Below are 15,288 nucleotides of genomic sequence, written 5' to 3' on the forward strand. Positions count from 1 at the left end.
GATCGAGTCACCCTCGGCACAGGAGTTGGTGCATGCCCCGGAGCACGACCGCGCGGCGGATCTCGTTGACCGCCGCGTTTCTCGGCCTCGCGGCGGGTGGCACGGCCGCCTGCGACGCCGACCCACCCCCACGCCGCCCGGCGGTCCCGTACCTCCCCGCGCCGGCCCCGACCGGTCCGCCCCTGGGCGATCCGACCGCCGCGGCGCCGCTCGGCACCAGGAACGCGACGGTGCCGGACGGCGTGGTGCGGACCGGCATCGTCGGCCAGGGCGGCAGGGACGCCGGGTCGAGTGGCGGCTGAGTGCGGCGCGAGAACATGCCGCCCCGCCCGGGCTGGCGGGCGGAGAACACGCGGCTCGGCCTGGTCTACGACGACAGCACGTACTGGCGCGAAGGTGCCCGGTACGTCTTCACCGCGGCCGAGATCGCCGAGCTGGAACACGCGGCCGCGACGCTGCACGAGATGTGCGTGGCGGCCGGCGACCACATCGTCGCCACCTGCCCGCGGCGGGACCGCACGGTGCGCTCGCGGGCCTACCTCGACCCGGTCTGCACGCCGGACGTGTGCCTGCTGGCCCGGTTCGGCGTGCCGGAGTTCGCGCACGCGCAGGTGATCCGCACCTGGCAGGACGGCAGCGCGGAGACCTGGACGCACGCGGACAAGGACCTGGACGGCGGGTACCCGCCGCAGGCCCCGGACTTCTCGCCCAGCGTGTACGGCCGCTTCGACCTGCGCTACGACGGGCAGAGCCCGCCCACGCTGCTGGAGTTCAACGCGCAGACGCCGACCAGCCTGCTGGAGGCCGCGGTGGTGCAGTGGCGCTGGCTCGAACAGACCGGCGGGCCGGACCAGTGGAACGGCATGCACGAGATGCTGGTCGGCGCGTGGCGGCGGAATCTCGCCGCGCTGCGCGAGGCCCGCCCGTGGCTGCCCGAGAAACTGACCGTGCATTTCGCGTACGAGACCGGCGAGACGTCCGGCGAGGACCGGATGAACACCGCGTACCTCCAGGAGACCTGCCGGCAGGCCGGCTACGACACCGAGCTGATCGCGATGTCCCAGATCGGCTGGGACACCCGGGCGGACCGGATGGTGTTCGGCGACCGGCAGCTCGACGTGGTGTTCGCGCTCTATCCGTGGGAGTGGATGTGGCACGAGGAGGGCGGCCGGCCGATCCTGCGCGACCTGGCCGACCCGGCGAAGCGCGGCACGGTCTGGATCGAGCCGCCGTGGCGGGCCGCGCTGTGGGGCAACAAGGGACTGCTGCCGGTGCTCTGGCGACTCTTCGGCGACGACCCGGAGCGCGGCCGGTACCTGCTGCCCGCGTGGTTCGCGGAGGAACGGCCGGCACACGTCACGTCGTACGCGCTGAAGCCGCTGTGGGGTCGCGAGGGCGCGTCCACCAGCCTGGTCCGCGACGGTGTGCCGCTGGCGGAGACCCCGGGGCCGTACGGCGCGGAGGGCTACGTGGTGCAGGCGCTCGCGCCGCTGCCCGCGTTCGGCTCGCCGGACGGCGCGATGCACCCGGTGCTGGGCGTCTGGATGGTCGACGGCGAGCCGGCCGGGATGGGCATCCGCGAGTCCGCCGGGCTGATCACCCGCAACGACGCACACTTCATCCCGCACGTGATCAACGATGGGTGATCGGTGTGTCGGCGCGGTTTGCGGACCTTGCTGGCAGGAAACTCTGCAGAGGTGAGCGCCACGACTGATCTGGACACGCTGAGTGACTTCTTCGACCGCTATGGCGCCGCGCTGACCGCCGGTGACCTCACCGGGATCGCCGGATGCTACGCCCTGCCGGGCATGGTGGTCTCCGGCTCGTACAGCTTCACGTTCACCTCGCCGACCGCGGTCGCGCTGAGCTTCCTCGGCGCCGCGCCGGAGTACCTGGAGCGCGAATTGGTTGCCGCGCACGCGCAGATCCGCGACGTGCAGCGCCTCGCCGAAGGGCTGTCGATGGTGGCGGTGGACTGGGAGTTCCTGGACAGCCACGGCGCGGCCGTGCCGGGTCAGAGTTTTCGCTATCTGCTCCGGGCGACCGCGCACGGCCCGGAGATCTGCACCGTCATCTCGACCGGCTGAGGCCCGCCCCGCCGCTTGCGGCATCCCCCTGTATGCTTCTAGCAAGACGGACGTACGGTTTGGTGGCTAGGACTTAGGCGGGCCTAACCGACACGAACGGGTAACACGTAGGAAAGACTGTTTGAGGACTACTCACGGTCAGCCCGTTTTCCGGGAGCCAGCACGCCGAGCGGCGAGGGCCCCGGGGGCCGAGGGACCGCAGGGACAGCGGGAAGGAGTACGACGTGGCGAGCCTCGACACCTTCGGTGCGAAGAGCGAGCTGCGCGTCGGTGACGCGAGCTACGAGATTTTCAAGATCAACAAGGTGGAAGGTCACGACCGCCTGCCGTACAGCCTGAAGATCCTGCTGGAGAACCTGCTCCGCACGGAGGACGGCGCGAACATCACCGCCGACCACATCCGCGCGCTGGGCGGGTGGGACCAGAACGCCGATCCGAGCGTGGAGATCCAGTTCACGCCGGCCCGCGTGCTGATGCAGGACTTCACCGGCGTGCCCTGCGTCGTCGACCTGGCCACCATGCGCGAGGCGGTCCGCGACCTGGGCGGCGACCCGACCAAGGTCAACCCGCTCGCACCGGCCGAGATGGTCATCGACCACTCGGTCATCGCCGACCTGTTCGGCCGCGAGGACGCGTTCCAGCGCAACGTCGACCTGGAGTACCAGCGCAACCGCGAGCGCTACCAGTTCCTGCGCTGGGGCCAGACCGCGTTCAACGAGTTCAAGGTCGTCCCGCCGGGCACCGGCATCGTGCACCAGGTCAACATCGAATACCTGGCCCGCACGATCATGGAGCGCAACGGCCAGGCGTACCCGGACACGGTCGTCGGCACCGACTCGCACACCACCATGGTCAACGGCCTGGGCGTGCTGGGCTGGGGCGTCGGCGGCATCGAGGCCGAGGCCGCGATGCTGGGCCAGCCGGTCTCCATGCTCATCCCGCGCGTGGTCGGCTTCAAGCTCTCCGGTGAGCTGCCGGCCGGCACCACCGCGACCGACCTGGTGCTGACCATCACCGAGATGCTGCGCAAGCACGGCGTGGTCGGCAAGTTCGTCGAGTTCTACGGCCCGGGCGTCTCCACCGTGCCACTGGCGAACCGCGCCACGATCGGCAACATGTCGCCGGAGTACGGCTCGACCGTGGCGATCTTCCCGATCGACGAGCAGACGATCGACTACCTGCGGCTGACCGGCCGCACCGACGCGCAGGTCGCGCTGGTCGAGGCGTACGCCAAGGAGCAGGGCCTCTGGCTCGACGTGAACGCGGAGCCGGACTACAGCGAGAAGCTGGAGCTGGACCTCTCCACGATCGTCCCGTCGCTGGCCGGCCCGAAGCGCCCGCAGGACCGCGTCGTGCTGAACGCGGCGAAGTCCTCGTTCCGCGAGGCGCTGGGCAACTACGTGCAGGCCGAGGGCCACGCGGACGAAGCCAGCATCGAGTCGTTCCCGGCCAGCGACCCGCCGGCCAACGGCGTGCAGGACGAGGCCGACAAGCCGCACGTGTTCAGCGCGGCCAACGGCTCCACCGGCCGGGTCTCCAAGCCGACCCGGGTGGTCGGCGAGGACGGCACCGAGTTCGAGCTGGACCACGGCGCGGTCGTGATCGCCGCGATCACGTCCTGCACGAACACCTCGAACCCGCAGGTCATGATCGGTGCGGCGCTGCTGGCCAAGAAGGCGGTCGAGCGCGGCCTGACCCGTAAGCCGTGGGTCAAGACCACGCTGGCGCCGGGCTCCAAGGTGGTCATGGACTACTACGAGCGGTCCGGGCTCACGCCGTACCTGGAGAAGGTCGGCTTCCACCTGGTCGGCTACGGCTGCACCACCTGCATCGGCAACTCCGGCCCGCTGCCCGAGGCGATCTCCGCCGCGATCAACGAGGCGGACCTGACCGCGGTCAGCGTGCTCTCCGGCAACCGCAACTTCGAGGGCCGGATCAACCCGGACGTCAAGATGAACTACCTGGCGTCCCCGCCGCTGGTCGTGGCGTACGCCCTCGCGGGCTCGATGGACATCGACATCACCACCGAGCCGCTCGGCACCGGCTCGGACGGCAGCCCGGTCTACCTGAACGACATCTGGCCGTCCGCGCAGGAGATCGACGACGTCATCGCGCAGGCGATCGGCGCGGAGGGCTTCTCCGCCGCGTACTCCGACGTCTTCGCGGGCGACGAGCAGTGGCAGTCGCTGCCCACACCGACCGGCAAGACGTTCGAGTGGTCCGAGGACTCCACGTACGTGCGGAAGCCCCCGTACTTCGAGGGCATGGCCGCGGAGCCGGCCCCGGTCGGCGACATCTCCGGCGCGCGCGTGCTGGCCAAGCTGGGCGACTCGGTCACCACCGACCACATCTCCCCGGCCAGCTCGATCAAGCCGGACTCCCCCGCGGGCAAGTACCTGGCGGAGCACGGCGTGGCCCGGCACGAGTTCAACTCGTACGGCTCCCGGCGCGGCAACCACGAGGTCATGATCCGCGGCACGTTCGCCAACATCCGCCTTCGCAACCAGCTGGTGCCGGGCGTCGAAGGCGGCTTCACGGTCAACCACCTGACCGGCGAGCAGACCACGATCTACGACGCCTCCGTGGCCTACGCCGCCGAGAACGTCCCGCTGGTCATCCTGGCCGGCAAGGAGTACGGTTCCGGCTCCTCCCGGGACTGGGCCGCCAAGGGCACCATGCTCCTCGGCGTCCGCGCCGTCATCGCCGAGTCCTACGAGCGCATCCACCGCTCGAACCTGATCGGCATGGGCGTGCTCCCGCTCCAGTTCCCGCAGGGCGAGAACGCGGAGTCGCTCAAGCTCACCGGCACCGAGACGTTCACCGTCACCGGCGTCACCGAGCTCAACAACGGCACCACGCCCCGCACGGTCAAGGTCACCACCGACACCGGCATCGAGTTCGACGCGGTCGTCCGCATCGACACCCCCGGCGAGGCCGACTACTACCGCCACGGCGGCATCCTGCAGTACGTCCTCCGCAAGATGATCGCCGGTTAACCCTCACTTCACCGCCATCGGGCGGCCGCCCCACCCCGGGACGGCCGCCCGACGCCATTCCGAGAACCCCACAACCTCCTCCCCCGCTTGCGTCACCCATCCCTGCCGCGCCACCCATCCCTGCCGCGCCACCCGACGCAGCTGCACCACCCGACGCAGTGCGGCAACCGACGCCGCTGCGGCAACCGCGCGCTTGGCGCCCGAAATATCGCGATATCTCACCCCGCAAGCTGGCGCCGCCCGCCAGCGAACGACGCCACTCAGCCCTGTGTGATCAATCAGTGGAGCAAAAGCGATATCAACTTCGCTAAATGACCTCCGTTTCGCTCCACTGATTGATCACACAGGCTTCAGACCCACGGCGGACGCGGTCACCAGGCGCAGCGACCGAGGCTTTATCCGGAAATATCGGGCGGCCAGCGCACCTGACCGTGACGCAGGCCGATCCGGCACCGGTGACGTGCGAACCACGGCCCACGCTGGCGGCCATACGCGACCAGCGCCCCGGCGGAAACGGGCAACAGAATCGGCCACGCAAGCGAAAATCAAACCCGGAAGCAGATTTTCCCGCTTCCGGCGTGGTGGCGTTCCCAGTGCTCCCGCGGGCACCGGTCCCGTCGTGGCCAGGACAACCCACGCGGCTCATGCCGCCGCGCCCGTGCGACGGAGACCCCGGCCTACCGCGACCGACCAAGAGCGCACGACGCGCGGCGCTGCGGGTTCTCGGTCGCGTCCCGGCCTCATGCCGCGCTGCGCACAGCGATGCAACGCGGATCCTCCGCCGCACCGCGGACCTGGCGTTGCGAACTTCGCGCTACCCCCGCGCGGATCCTCCGCCGCACCGCCATTTCGACTGGGGAGCAGTGTCCGCACCGCAGACCCACCGATGCGCTGCGGAGCCTGGTCTATGGATCTCGTGTTGATCTTCTGAATTCGCGAAGCGTGAGGTCACGCGCTGCGGGCGGGCGAGGCAAATTCCGTGGATATCCGGCCGGGCATCGGTCGTCGCCGGCGATTTTCGCTGGTCAACCGCCCGGCTGCGCTGCCCAAGGCACGGGGGTGGTGATCCGGTGCCACCACCAGCCGGTGCCGAACGTGGCCGGGCGGGCCCAGGCGAGGCTGGTGATCGGCGAATTCGTGAGGCGGGACCGCAGTGCCGCGCCGCCGTCGTCGACGGTCAGGGATCGGAAGCGGGCGTCCAGCGCCGCCAGCGCGTCGCGGGTCGTGGTGTCGAGCGCGGCGGGGGTGATCGTGTCGCGGGAGGCGAGGAAGGAGGCGTAGAACTCGGCCGGGTACCAGCCGTCGGGGGGCCAGCCGGATTCGATGCGGAGCAGCAGGTGGTCCCAGCTCGTCAGCTCCGGGATGTCGCAGCGGGACGGCAGCGGGTGGGCGTGGATCACCTCGGGCTGGGGCCGGACCGGTACGTGCGGCAGCGCCGGGATCGGGTGTTCGGTGGCGTCGACGGTCAGGTGCGGGGGCTCGTCGTCGGGGCGGAGGTCGTCCGGTTCGGACAGGCGGATCCGGGTGTGGCGGCCGTCCGGCAGCGCCATCCAGTATGCGTCCGGGACGTGTTCGACGGCCGAGTAGGCGACCGGGACGTTGAGTGCCCGGGCCAGCGTCGCGGCGGTGTCCGGCTCGGTGGGCAGGCGGGTGGACGCGGCGAACCAGGCCTCCACGCGCAGCCGCAGGTCGCCGGTGACCGGAGCGAGCGTGCCGAGCACGGGGGCCTGCCAGTTCCGCTCGATGACGCCGTCGTCGGCGAGGTCGACCGCGCGCGCCGGGACGCCGCCCGCATCGGCGAGCGCGGCCGCGATCCGGTCGCGCGGCGGAACGGCCGGCAGATAGAGGTAGTACGGCAGCACGCCGTCATTGTGCGGGCGGGAGGCCACCGGCGAATCGGTGGCCTCCCGGGCACGTCACTGCAGGTAGTTCTCGACCTCCTGCTTGGAGTGGGCCTCCTGCGAGTCCGGGTCCTGCCCGAACTCGCGGGCGGCCCGGCGGCGGCGCAGCAGGTCCCAGCACTGGTCCAGGGACTCCTCGACCGCGCGCAGGCGGTCGTGCTCCTCGCCGGCGGTGATCTCACCGGCGGCGAGCTGCTGGCGGAGCTTGTGCTCCTCGTCGACCAGGCTGTTGATCTGGCTCAGGATCGTCGTGTCTTCCATGTGTCGTTTCTACCGCAGGTTCGCCTCGGCGAGCAGCGTGGTGATCAACGGCTCCGGATCGGCCAGCTCGGCGGGCAGGCCGCGGGACGCGAACCAGGCCGCGACCACCCGGACGTCGCGGGCGAGGAAGTCACGGCCCTGCGGGTTCGCGATCACGTCCACGATCTGCGGCAGGTCGATCAGGACGAGCCGGCCGTCGTGCACCAGGATGTTGTAGGGCGACAGGTCGCCGTGCGCGAGCCCGCACCGGGCCAGCACGGTCAGCGCCTCGACCGCCTGCCGCCACAGGTCCAGCAGCTGGTCCGGGTCCGGGCGGGCCTGGGCCAGGCGCGGTGCGGCCCGGCCGTCGTCGTCGCCGAGGAACTCCAGCATCAGCTCGGTGCCGTACAGCTGCACCGGGTACGGCACGTGGATACCGCCCATGGTCCGGCCGATGTGCCAGAGCCGGGACAGCGCGGCGAACTCCGCGGCCGCCCACTGCCCGGCGATCACCTGCCGGCCGAACGAGGTGCGGTTCTCCATCGCGCGCATCTCGCGGGACCGGCGCACCCGGCGTCCCTCCAGGTAGCCGGCGTCGCGGTGGAACAGGCGGTGGTCGGCGTCCCGGTACCGCTTGACGGCGAGCAGCACCGAGCGGTCCGTGCCGGGTACGCCGCGGCGGACCAGATGGACGTCGGCTTCTTTTCCGGTTTTCAGAATGCCGAGCTCGTCGTCGACGGCCGCGTGCTCGGTGACCACCCACTCGGGGATCGGGTCGGGGCCGTGCTCGGCCGCCTCCCAGGTGGACCAGCGGTCGCCGGTGTCGGGGGTGTCGGCCTCGGCGACCGCTTTCCGGCGGGCGCCGCGGAACTTCAGATCGCGGGGCTCGTCGTCGTCGAACGTGCGACGGCCGCGCGGACGGGAACTATCGAACACTTCAGCGTCTCCTCGGACGAGAAAAGGAAGAAAGGCATGGCGAAGCTCGTGACCATGACAGCCATCACTCGCACCTCCTCCTTCTCTCGCCGAGCGCTGATGTGCGCCCGCTGGACGCCATCGGCGTCCGCGCGACCACTATCGCGGAGCCGGCCGGCCCGCGCAACCTGTTTACGGATGCACCATCCGCCCGCCCGCGAGGACCGCGGACAGGCCCTGGATCAATGACCCGGCCGAGGTGGTCGGCTCGAACCGCGACTCCATCCACCGCCGCCCGCGGTGCAGCCACACGCTGGGCAGGCCCATCGCCGCGGCGGCGCCGATGTCCGCCTCCGGGCTGTCGCCGACGATCCAGGCGCCGTGCAGGTGCATGCGCACCCGCTCGGCCGCGAGCGTGAAGATCCGGGGGTTCGGCTTGCTGACCCCGGCGGCCTCGGAGATCACCCAGTCCGCCACGTAGTGGTCCAGGCCGGTGCGGCGGATGATGCTCTCCTGCCGGTACGCCGGCCCGTTGCTCACCACCACCGGCATCCAGCCCGCGTCGTCCGCGATCCGCAGCGCGCACGCCACCAGCGGGTCAAGCCGGGTGTGTTCCACCAGTCCGAGGTCCAGCTCGTCGACCAGGTCCACGGCGGAGGCCCGCAGGTGGTAGCGCGCCTTGATCGCGTCGGCCAGGTCCCACCGGGAGGTCAGCCCGTCCGCGTCGATGGAGACCAGCCACTCCAGATCGTCCCCGGGTGCGCCGATCTCGGCGAGGAACTTCGCACCCCAGGCACGGAACGCCGCCTCCCGGTCCAGGAGGGTGTTGTCGAGCGCCAGCAACATGAGGGGCACTCGCGCACACTAGTTGAGCAGCCCGGGAACCGACCAGTCCCACCATGTAAACAAGACGTTTAAAGCTACCGGCGACGGCTGAAGGTCCGCCCACCGACCTGGACGAACACCATCCCGGGGGTACGCCGGACCGTCGGGATCCGGCGCGGCCGGGGCTCGTGCACGCCGTCGTAGCGCCACGCCGCCTCACGCCGGGCCAGTTCCTCCTCGGCCGCGGCGCCGCGCACGCCGCGGTCCCGGGCGAAGTCCCAGCCGTCCCGCAGCGCGCCGGTGGTCGGCCGGCCGTCCGCCCACTCCGCGAACGCGGTGGTCCACCCGGGGCCGTAGCCGGCGGCCAGCATCGGCCACGCCCGGGCGACCACACCGGCGCGCTTGCGCAGCAGCGCCGCGCGCGCCACGCCGACCAGCCGGGCGTCGAAGCCGGCCGGGACCGGTGCGCCGGCGGTCAGCGCGGCCACCAGCGCCTCCTGGCCGGCCGCGAGGTCTGGCCGGTCGCTCATCGGGTCGGGTCCGGGTATCCGGCAGCGGCCGCGATCGCGGACAGTTCCGCGGTCAGCTCGGCCGCCGGTGGGTAGTGGCCGTCCCGTTCCAGCATCAGTGCCGGTGGGCGGCAGCGCGCGGTCAGCTCGGTGATCAGGTCCAGCACCGGCTGCGGTGTCGCGGCCGTGTGCGTGTCGTGGTAGATGCCGTCCACGTCGTCGCCGCCGGCCACGTGGCAGTACGCGATCCGCTCCAGTGGCAGCCCGTCCAGCACCGCGACCGGGTCGGTGCCGCGGTTGCGCGCGTTCGCGTAGACGTTCGCGACGTCCAGCAGCAGCATCGCGTCCGACCGCTCGACGATCTCGGTGATGAACTGCGCCTCGGTCAGCTCCTCGTCCGGCCAGTCGAAGATCGCCGCGATCGGTTCCAGCGCGATCGGCACGGCGACGGCCGCGCGCACCCGCCGCACGTTCGCCACCACAGCGTCCACCGCCTCCCGGGTACGCGGCAGCGGCAGCAGGTGACCGGCCTCCACGCCACCGGCCCGGACGAACGCGATGTGCTCGCTGACCAGCGGCGCGTCCAGCGCCTCGGCCGCGGCCGCGAACTGCGCCACCCGCTCCGGTTCGACCGGCGTGGCACCGCCCAGCGACAGCCGCACGCCGTGCGGGATAACGGTCACGCCGCGCTCGCGCAGCGTGGCGAGGCCCGGCGGGAGCGGGCCGGTGGCCGGCACGGTCTCCGCGATCACCTCGGTGAAGCGGAGACCGGGCAGCTCACCGACGAATCCGGAGATCTCCGGGCGCCACCCGATACCCACGCCGTAGAACGTCATCCGCCGCAGCCTCCGCCGCCGCAGCCGCCACCGCCGCAGGAGCTGCCGCCGCCGTCCGAGCCGCCGCCGCTGTCCGAGCCGGACCAGGACGAGCCGGAGTCGCCGGACCAGCCGCTGCTGCCGGCCCCGGAGGCGGCGGCCTGCCGCTGGATCTCCGCCTCGGCGGCGAACGCGGCGTCGTACGTGTAGAGCGACGCGGTGCCCCAGAGCGCCACACCCATCGCGAGGCCGCTCATGCCGTACGTGCCCCAGGCCGGCGACTGCGCCGGCGACAGGTACTGGTACCGCGTGCGCATCCCGGCCAGCGCGTTCTTGCCGGCCCGGCTCATCCACGGCGTGCGCGAGCGGAGCATCAGCGTCGTGATGCCGAGCGCCAGCACGATGATCATGAGGTACCAGACCGCGGCGCCGTTGATCAGGCCGGCCACGAGGCGCACCACGCCCAGCGCGACCAGCGCGGCGAGCAGCAGCGTGGTGTTGCGGTACGCCCGGCGGTCCTCCTCGGCGAGCGCGAGCCCGTACCGTTCCAGGTCGTCGCGCAGCCGGTCCAGCTCGCTCTTGACCTCCGATTTGTTCCGCACGCCGTACACCGTCGACGGGCCGCGCTGCAGCACCCGGTGGATCGCCGCGTCGAGCGGCGGCGCACCGTCCGGGAGCGGGGCGACCGGCACGAGCGTCTTGCCCGGCGCGGTGGCGATCAGGCCACCGGCGCGCAGCGCCGCGATCGAGGAGTAGACGGCGAGGTCCGACCCCCCGGTCAGGTACGCCGCCTGCGCGGCCGTCAGGTGATCCGTGCCGGGCACCTGCTTGCCGGCCGCGATGGTGTGCCGGCGGACCAGAACTGTCACGAGGGCGACGGCGATGGCACCCAGATACAGCGCGAGGAAGGTCGGGCCGGGGATTCCCCAGGTGTAGCCCGATGCCGCAAGCGTGTCCATGCGGTCATTGTGCGCCACGCCCGCCAATGTCGATCTCCCCGGAACGGGCCAGGATTCAGCTGCGCCGGACCGCTTCCTCCACCACGTCCAGCACGCGGCTCAGCGACCCGGCCGGGCGGCCCATCGCCAGGTGCAGCACCAGCCCGTCGTACGCCAGCTCCAGGAACTCGGCCAGCACGTCCAGCGGCACGTCGTCGCGCAGCTTGCCGGCGTCGCGCAGCCGGCCGAGCCGGGTGCGGGTGGCCTCCTCGATCGCGGCCTGCCGCTGCGCCCACCGGGACGCGAAGTCGGGGTCGGTGCGCAGCCGGCGGGAGACCTCCAGCTGGCTGCCCAGCCAGCCGGCCGTGTCCGGCGAGCCCGCGCGGGCCAGCAGATCACGCATCACCTGGACCAGGCCGTTCTCCGCGACCGTGGTGACCATGGCGGCCGCGTCGTCCTCCGCCACCGCGAGGAACAGCGAGTCCTTGTCCCGGAAGTGGTGGAAGATCGCGCCCCGGGACAGCCCGGTGGCCTCCTCCAGGCGACGCACGGTGGCGCCCTCGTAACCGTGCCGGGCGAAGCAGGCCCGCGCGGCCGAGAGAATCTCCTGGCGGCGCGCGTCGAGCTGATCCTGGCTTACCCTTGGCACGCCGTCGATCGTGTCACGCTGCGCAGTAATTCTGCAATCCGTACGTACGGCTTGTAACTCGCCCGGGCGTAGGATCCTCCGCATGGATCTGGGTCTGGACGGACGCGTGTACGTGCTCACCGGTGCCTCCCGCGGTCTCGGCTTCGCCACCGCCGAGGCACTCGTCGCGGACGGCGCACACGTGGTGATCTCCGCCCGTTCCGCGGACGCGGTCACGGACGCGGTGTCCCGGTTGGGCGACCGCGCGCACGGCGTGGTCGCCGACCTCGGCGACCCGGCCGCCGCGCGCCGCCTGGCCGACGCCGCGCGGGACCGGTTCGGCCGGATCGACGGGGCGCTGATCTCGGTCGGCGGCCCACCGCCCGGCTCCTCGCTCGAGGTCATGGACGAGCAGTGGCGGTCCGCGTTCGAGACCGTGTTCCTGGGCGCGGTGCGCACGGCGCGCACGATCGCCGGTGAGCTCGGCGACGGCGGCGCGATCGCGTTCGTGGCGTCCAACTCGGCGAAGTCGCCGATCAGCGGCCTGGGCATCTCCAACGGGCTGCGGCCCGGCCTGGCCATGGTCGCCAAGGAGCTGGCCGACGAGCTGGGCCCGCGCGGCATCCGGGTGCTGAGCCTGCTGCCCGGCCGCTTCCTCACCGACCGGCTGCGCGAGCTGATGGAGGACACCGGCGACGCCGAGGCGGCCGCCGCGGGTTACCGGAAGGCCATTCCGCTGCGCCGCATCGGCGACCCGGCGGAGTTCGGGCGGGTCGCCGCGTTCGCGCTGTCGCCGGCCGCGAGCTTCCTGAGCGGCGTCGCGCTGCCGGTCGACGGCGGCGCGATCCGTACCCTCTGATGGGCTTCACCAGGGCCGAGCTGGCGGCCGCAGCCGACCGGGTGATCCCGGACGTGATCGCGCCCGGCCTGCGCGTGCTGTTCTGCGGCATCAACCCCGGGCTGTACTCGGCCGCGACCGGCCACCATTTCGCGCGGCCCGGCAACCGTTTCTGGCCCGCGCTGCACGGCGCCGGCTTCACGCCCCGGCTGCTCGCCCCCGCGGAGCAGGACGAGCTTCCCGGGTACGGCCTGGGGATCACGAACATCGTGCCGCGCGCGTCGGCCCGCGCCGACGAGCTGTCCCCGGCCGAGCTGACCGCCGGCGGCGCGGCGCTGACCGCGAAGGTCGCCGAGTTCCGCCCCGCCTGGCTGGCCGTGCTCGGCATCGGCGCCTACCGCGCCGCGTTCGCCCGCCCCGGGGCCACCGTCGGCCCCCAGCCCGACCGCCTCGGCGGCACCGGCATCTGGATCCTCCCCAACCCCAGCGGCCTCAACGCCTCCTACCAACTCCCCCGCCTGACCGCCGAGTTCACCCGCCTCCGCACCGAGGCGCCGCCCACGCCCGGCGCCTGACGTCCGGGGCGCCCCCGAGCCGCAGGCGGACCGCCGGCGGAGACGTGCCGGGCGGGGCCGGCCCGCGGGAGCATGCGGGCCGCACCGCGCCGGAAGCGGGGAGATGAACCTATCGAGCGGTAGTGAATTGGGTCTTGTAGAGGTCCGCGTAGAGGCCGCCGGCCGCGAGCAGTGACTCGTGGGTGCCGCGTTCGGTGATACGGCCGTGGTTCATGACCAGGATCTGGTCGGCCGCGCGGATGGTGGAGAGCCGGTGCGCGATGACCAGCGCGGTGCGGCCGGTCAGCGCGGCCGTGAGCGCGGACTGCACCGCGGCCTCGCTCTCCGAGTCCAGGTGGGCGGTGGCCTCGTCCAGGATCACCACGGACGGGGCCTTGAGCAGCAAGCGGGCGATCGCGATCCGCTGCTTCTCGCCGCCGGAGAAGCGGTAGCCGCGCTCGCCGACGACCGTCTCCAGGCCGTCGGGCAGTTCCCGGACCACGTCGGCGACCTGGGCGGCGGTCAGCGCGGCCCACAGCTCGTCGTCGGTGGCGCCGGGCCGTGCGTAGCGGAGGTTCTCCGCGATCGTCTCGTGGAACAGGTGGGCGTCCTGGGTGACCACGCCGACCGTGTCGCGCAGCGAGGCCAGGCGGGCGTCGCGGACGTCGGTGCCGCCGATCGTGATCGCGCCGGACGTGACGTCGTAGACCCGGGAGAGCAGCATCGCGGTGGTGGACTTGCCGGCGCCGGACGGGCCGACCAGCGCGACCATGGTGCCCGGTTCGACGGTGAACGAGAGCCCGTGCAGGACCGGTTCGGTGGCGGCCCGGTCGAGCACCGCGACGTCCTCCAGCGAGGCCAGCGACGTCTCGGCCGCGGTCGGGTAGCGGAACGTGACGTCGTCGAAGACCACCCGGGCGCCGGTGACGTCGGCCGCGCCGGGGCGTTCCTCGATCGCCGGGCGCAGGTCGAGCACCTCGAAGACGCGTTCGAACGAGACCAGCGCGCTCATCACGTCGACGCGCACGTTGGAGAGCGCGGTCAGCGGGCCGTAGAGGCGGGTGAGCAGCAGCGCGAGCGTGACGACCGTGCCCGCGCTGACCGCGCCGGTGACCGCGAGCCAGCCGCCGAGGCCGTAGGTGAGCGCCTGGGCCAGCGACGCGACCAGCAGCATCGCGACGAAGAACGTGCGCGAGTAGATCGCCTGGCGGACGCCGATGTCGCGCACCCGGCGGGCCCGGACCTCGAACTTGCGCGCCTCCTCGGCCGGCGAGCCGAACAGCTTGACCAGCAGCGCACCGGCGACGCCGAACCGTTCGACCATGGTCGCCTGCATGGACGCGCTCAGCTCGTACGACTCCCGGGTGATCTCGGCGAGCCGGCGGCCGACCCGGCGGGCGGGCAGGATGAACAGCGGCAGCATGACCAGCGACAGCAGCGTGATCTGCCAGGAGAGCGTGAACATCACGCCCGCGGTGAGCGCGAGCTGGATCGCGTTGCTGACCACGCCGGAGAGCGTGGACGTGAACGCCTGCTGCGCGCCGATCACGTCGTTGTTGAGCCGGCTGACCAGCGCACCGGTCTGGGTGCGGGTGAAGAACGCCAGCGGCTGCCGCTGCACGTGGTCGAAGACGCGGGTGCGCAGGTCGAGGATGATGCTCTCGCCGACACGCGCGGAGTACCACCGCTGGCCGAGCGAGAGCAGCGCGTCCGCGAGCGCGATGCCGGCGATCGCCACCGCGATCCAGACGATGGTCCGGGCCGCCTCCGGACCGCCCCGGGTGATCTCGTTGACCACGTCGCCGGCCAGCACCGGCGTGGCCACGCCGAGTACCGCGGAGATCACCACGGCGACAAGAAAGATCAAGATATCCCGGCGGTACGGGTACGCGAAGCGCACCACCCGGCCGGTGATCCTCCAGTCGACCTTGCGGCCTTCGAGCTTCTTCTCGTTGTTCAGCGCCCGCAGCGTGGACCAGCCGCCCATGCTCCCGGGCCCGCCCGGCATTCCCCGCATGTTGTTCATCTCGGAGGCAAATCTA

14 protein-coding genes and 1 pseudogene are annotated in these 15,288 nt (G+C 72.0%); 6 read left to right on the top strand and 9 right to left on the bottom strand.

What is annotated here, in order from left to right:
- Positions 1–32 precede the first annotated feature (32 nt).
- From J2S42_RS11350 to acnA, 4 genes are all read left to right on the top strand, one after another.
- Complete coding sequence (locus tag J2S42_RS11350; protein ID WP_307238336.1) at positions 33–302, top strand: hypothetical protein; 270 nt, start codon at positions 33–35, stop codon at positions 300–302.
- A 15-nt stretch (positions 303–317) separates the two neighbouring features.
- Positions 318–1,646 carry a glutathionylspermidine synthase family protein gene (locus J2S42_RS11355; RefSeq protein ID WP_307238338.1) on the top strand — a complete coding sequence of 443 codons (1,329 nt, stop codon included), beginning with the start codon at positions 318–320 and terminating at the stop codon, positions 1,644–1,646.
- 51 nt (positions 1,647–1,697) lie between these two features.
- Entirely contained in the window at positions 1,698–2,087 is a 390-nt protein-coding gene (locus J2S42_RS11360) for a DUF6841 family protein (protein ID WP_307238340.1), read from the top strand.
- A 224-nt stretch (positions 2,088–2,311) separates the two neighbouring features.
- The gene (acnA, locus tag J2S42_RS11365; RefSeq protein WP_307238343.1) at positions 2,312–5,083 is read left to right on the top strand and encodes an aconitate hydratase AcnA; all 2,772 of its coding nucleotides are present in this window, start codon (positions 2,312–2,314) and stop codon (positions 5,081–5,083) included.
- 1,025 nt (positions 5,084–6,108) lie between these two features.
- Here acnA and J2S42_RS11370 read toward each other — a convergent pair.
- The 8 genes from J2S42_RS11370 to J2S42_RS11405 all read right to left on the bottom strand — a co-directional run bounded on the left by J2S42_RS11370 (position 6,109) and on the right by J2S42_RS11405 (position 11,875).
- Positions 6,109–6,945: a hypothetical protein gene (locus J2S42_RS11370; protein ID WP_307238345.1), complete on the bottom strand. Its 837-nt coding sequence runs from the start codon at positions 6,943–6,945 to the stop codon at positions 6,109–6,111.
- Positions 6,946–6,999: 54 nt separating this feature from the next.
- Positions 7,000–7,245 (bottom strand): DUF2630 family protein, encoded by a 246-nt coding sequence (locus J2S42_RS11375; RefSeq protein WP_307238346.1) that lies wholly within the window; start codon positions 7,243–7,245, stop codon positions 7,000–7,002.
- Positions 7,246–7,254: 9 nt separating this feature from the next.
- A complete protein-coding gene (locus tag J2S42_RS11380; protein ID WP_307238348.1) occupies positions 7,255–8,160 on the bottom strand; it encodes a serine protein kinase RIO in 906 nt (301 codons plus the stop codon).
- Between the two features lie 171 nt (positions 8,161–8,331).
- Positions 8,332–8,994 (bottom strand): HAD family hydrolase, encoded by a 663-nt coding sequence (locus J2S42_RS11385; protein WP_307238350.1) that lies wholly within the window; start codon positions 8,992–8,994, stop codon positions 8,332–8,334.
- A gap of 65 nt (positions 8,995–9,059) precedes the next feature.
- Positions 9,060–9,494 (bottom strand): SCO6045 C-terminal-like domain-containing protein, encoded by a 435-nt coding sequence (locus J2S42_RS11390; RefSeq protein ID WP_307238352.1) that lies wholly within the window; start codon positions 9,492–9,494, stop codon positions 9,060–9,062.
- Positions 9,491–10,309, bottom strand: coding sequence for an MbnB/TglH/ChrH family RiPP precursor modification enzyme (locus J2S42_RS11395; protein WP_307238353.1), 819 nt, complete (start codon positions 10,307–10,309; stop codon positions 9,491–9,493). Before J2S42_RS11395 ends, J2S42_RS11390 begins: the two co-directional genes overlap by 4 nt.
- Complete coding sequence (locus tag J2S42_RS11400; RefSeq protein ID WP_307238355.1) at positions 10,306–11,247, bottom strand: TIGR04222 domain-containing membrane protein; 942 nt, start codon at positions 11,245–11,247, stop codon at positions 10,306–10,308. The genes J2S42_RS11395 and J2S42_RS11400 overlap by 4 nt, the downstream gene beginning before the upstream one ends.
- Positions 11,248–11,302: 55 nt before the next feature.
- Positions 11,303–11,875, bottom strand: coding sequence for a TetR/AcrR family transcriptional regulator (locus J2S42_RS11405; protein ID WP_307238357.1), 573 nt, complete (start codon positions 11,873–11,875; stop codon positions 11,303–11,305).
- Positions 11,876–11,957: 82 nt separating this feature from the next.
- Here J2S42_RS11405 and J2S42_RS11410 point away from each other — a divergent pair, with 82 nt between their 5' ends.
- Both J2S42_RS11410 and mug read left to right on the top strand, forming a co-directional pair.
- Positions 11,958–12,713, top strand: coding sequence for an SDR family oxidoreductase (locus tag J2S42_RS11410; protein ID WP_307238359.1), 756 nt, complete (start codon positions 11,958–11,960; stop codon positions 12,711–12,713).
- On the top strand, positions 12,713–13,267 hold the full coding sequence (mug, locus tag J2S42_RS11415; protein WP_307238361.1) for a G/U mismatch-specific DNA glycosylase: 555 nt from the start codon (positions 12,713–12,715) through the stop codon (positions 13,265–13,267). The genes J2S42_RS11410 and mug overlap by 1 nt, the downstream gene beginning before the upstream one ends.
- Before the next feature lie 115 nt (positions 13,268–13,382).
- On the opposite strand, the pseudogene J2S42_RS11420 reads toward mug, so the two are convergent.
- A pseudogene (locus J2S42_RS11420) lies at positions 13,383–15,263 on the bottom strand (ABC transporter ATP-binding protein); the annotation flags it as partial.
- Between the last annotated feature and the right edge of the window lie 25 nt (positions 15,264–15,288).

The sequence above is a fragment of the Catenuloplanes indicus genome, assembly GCF_030813715.1.
In the GTDB taxonomy this organism is placed as follows: domain Bacteria; phylum Actinomycetota; class Actinomycetes; order Mycobacteriales; family Micromonosporaceae; genus Catenuloplanes; species Catenuloplanes indicus.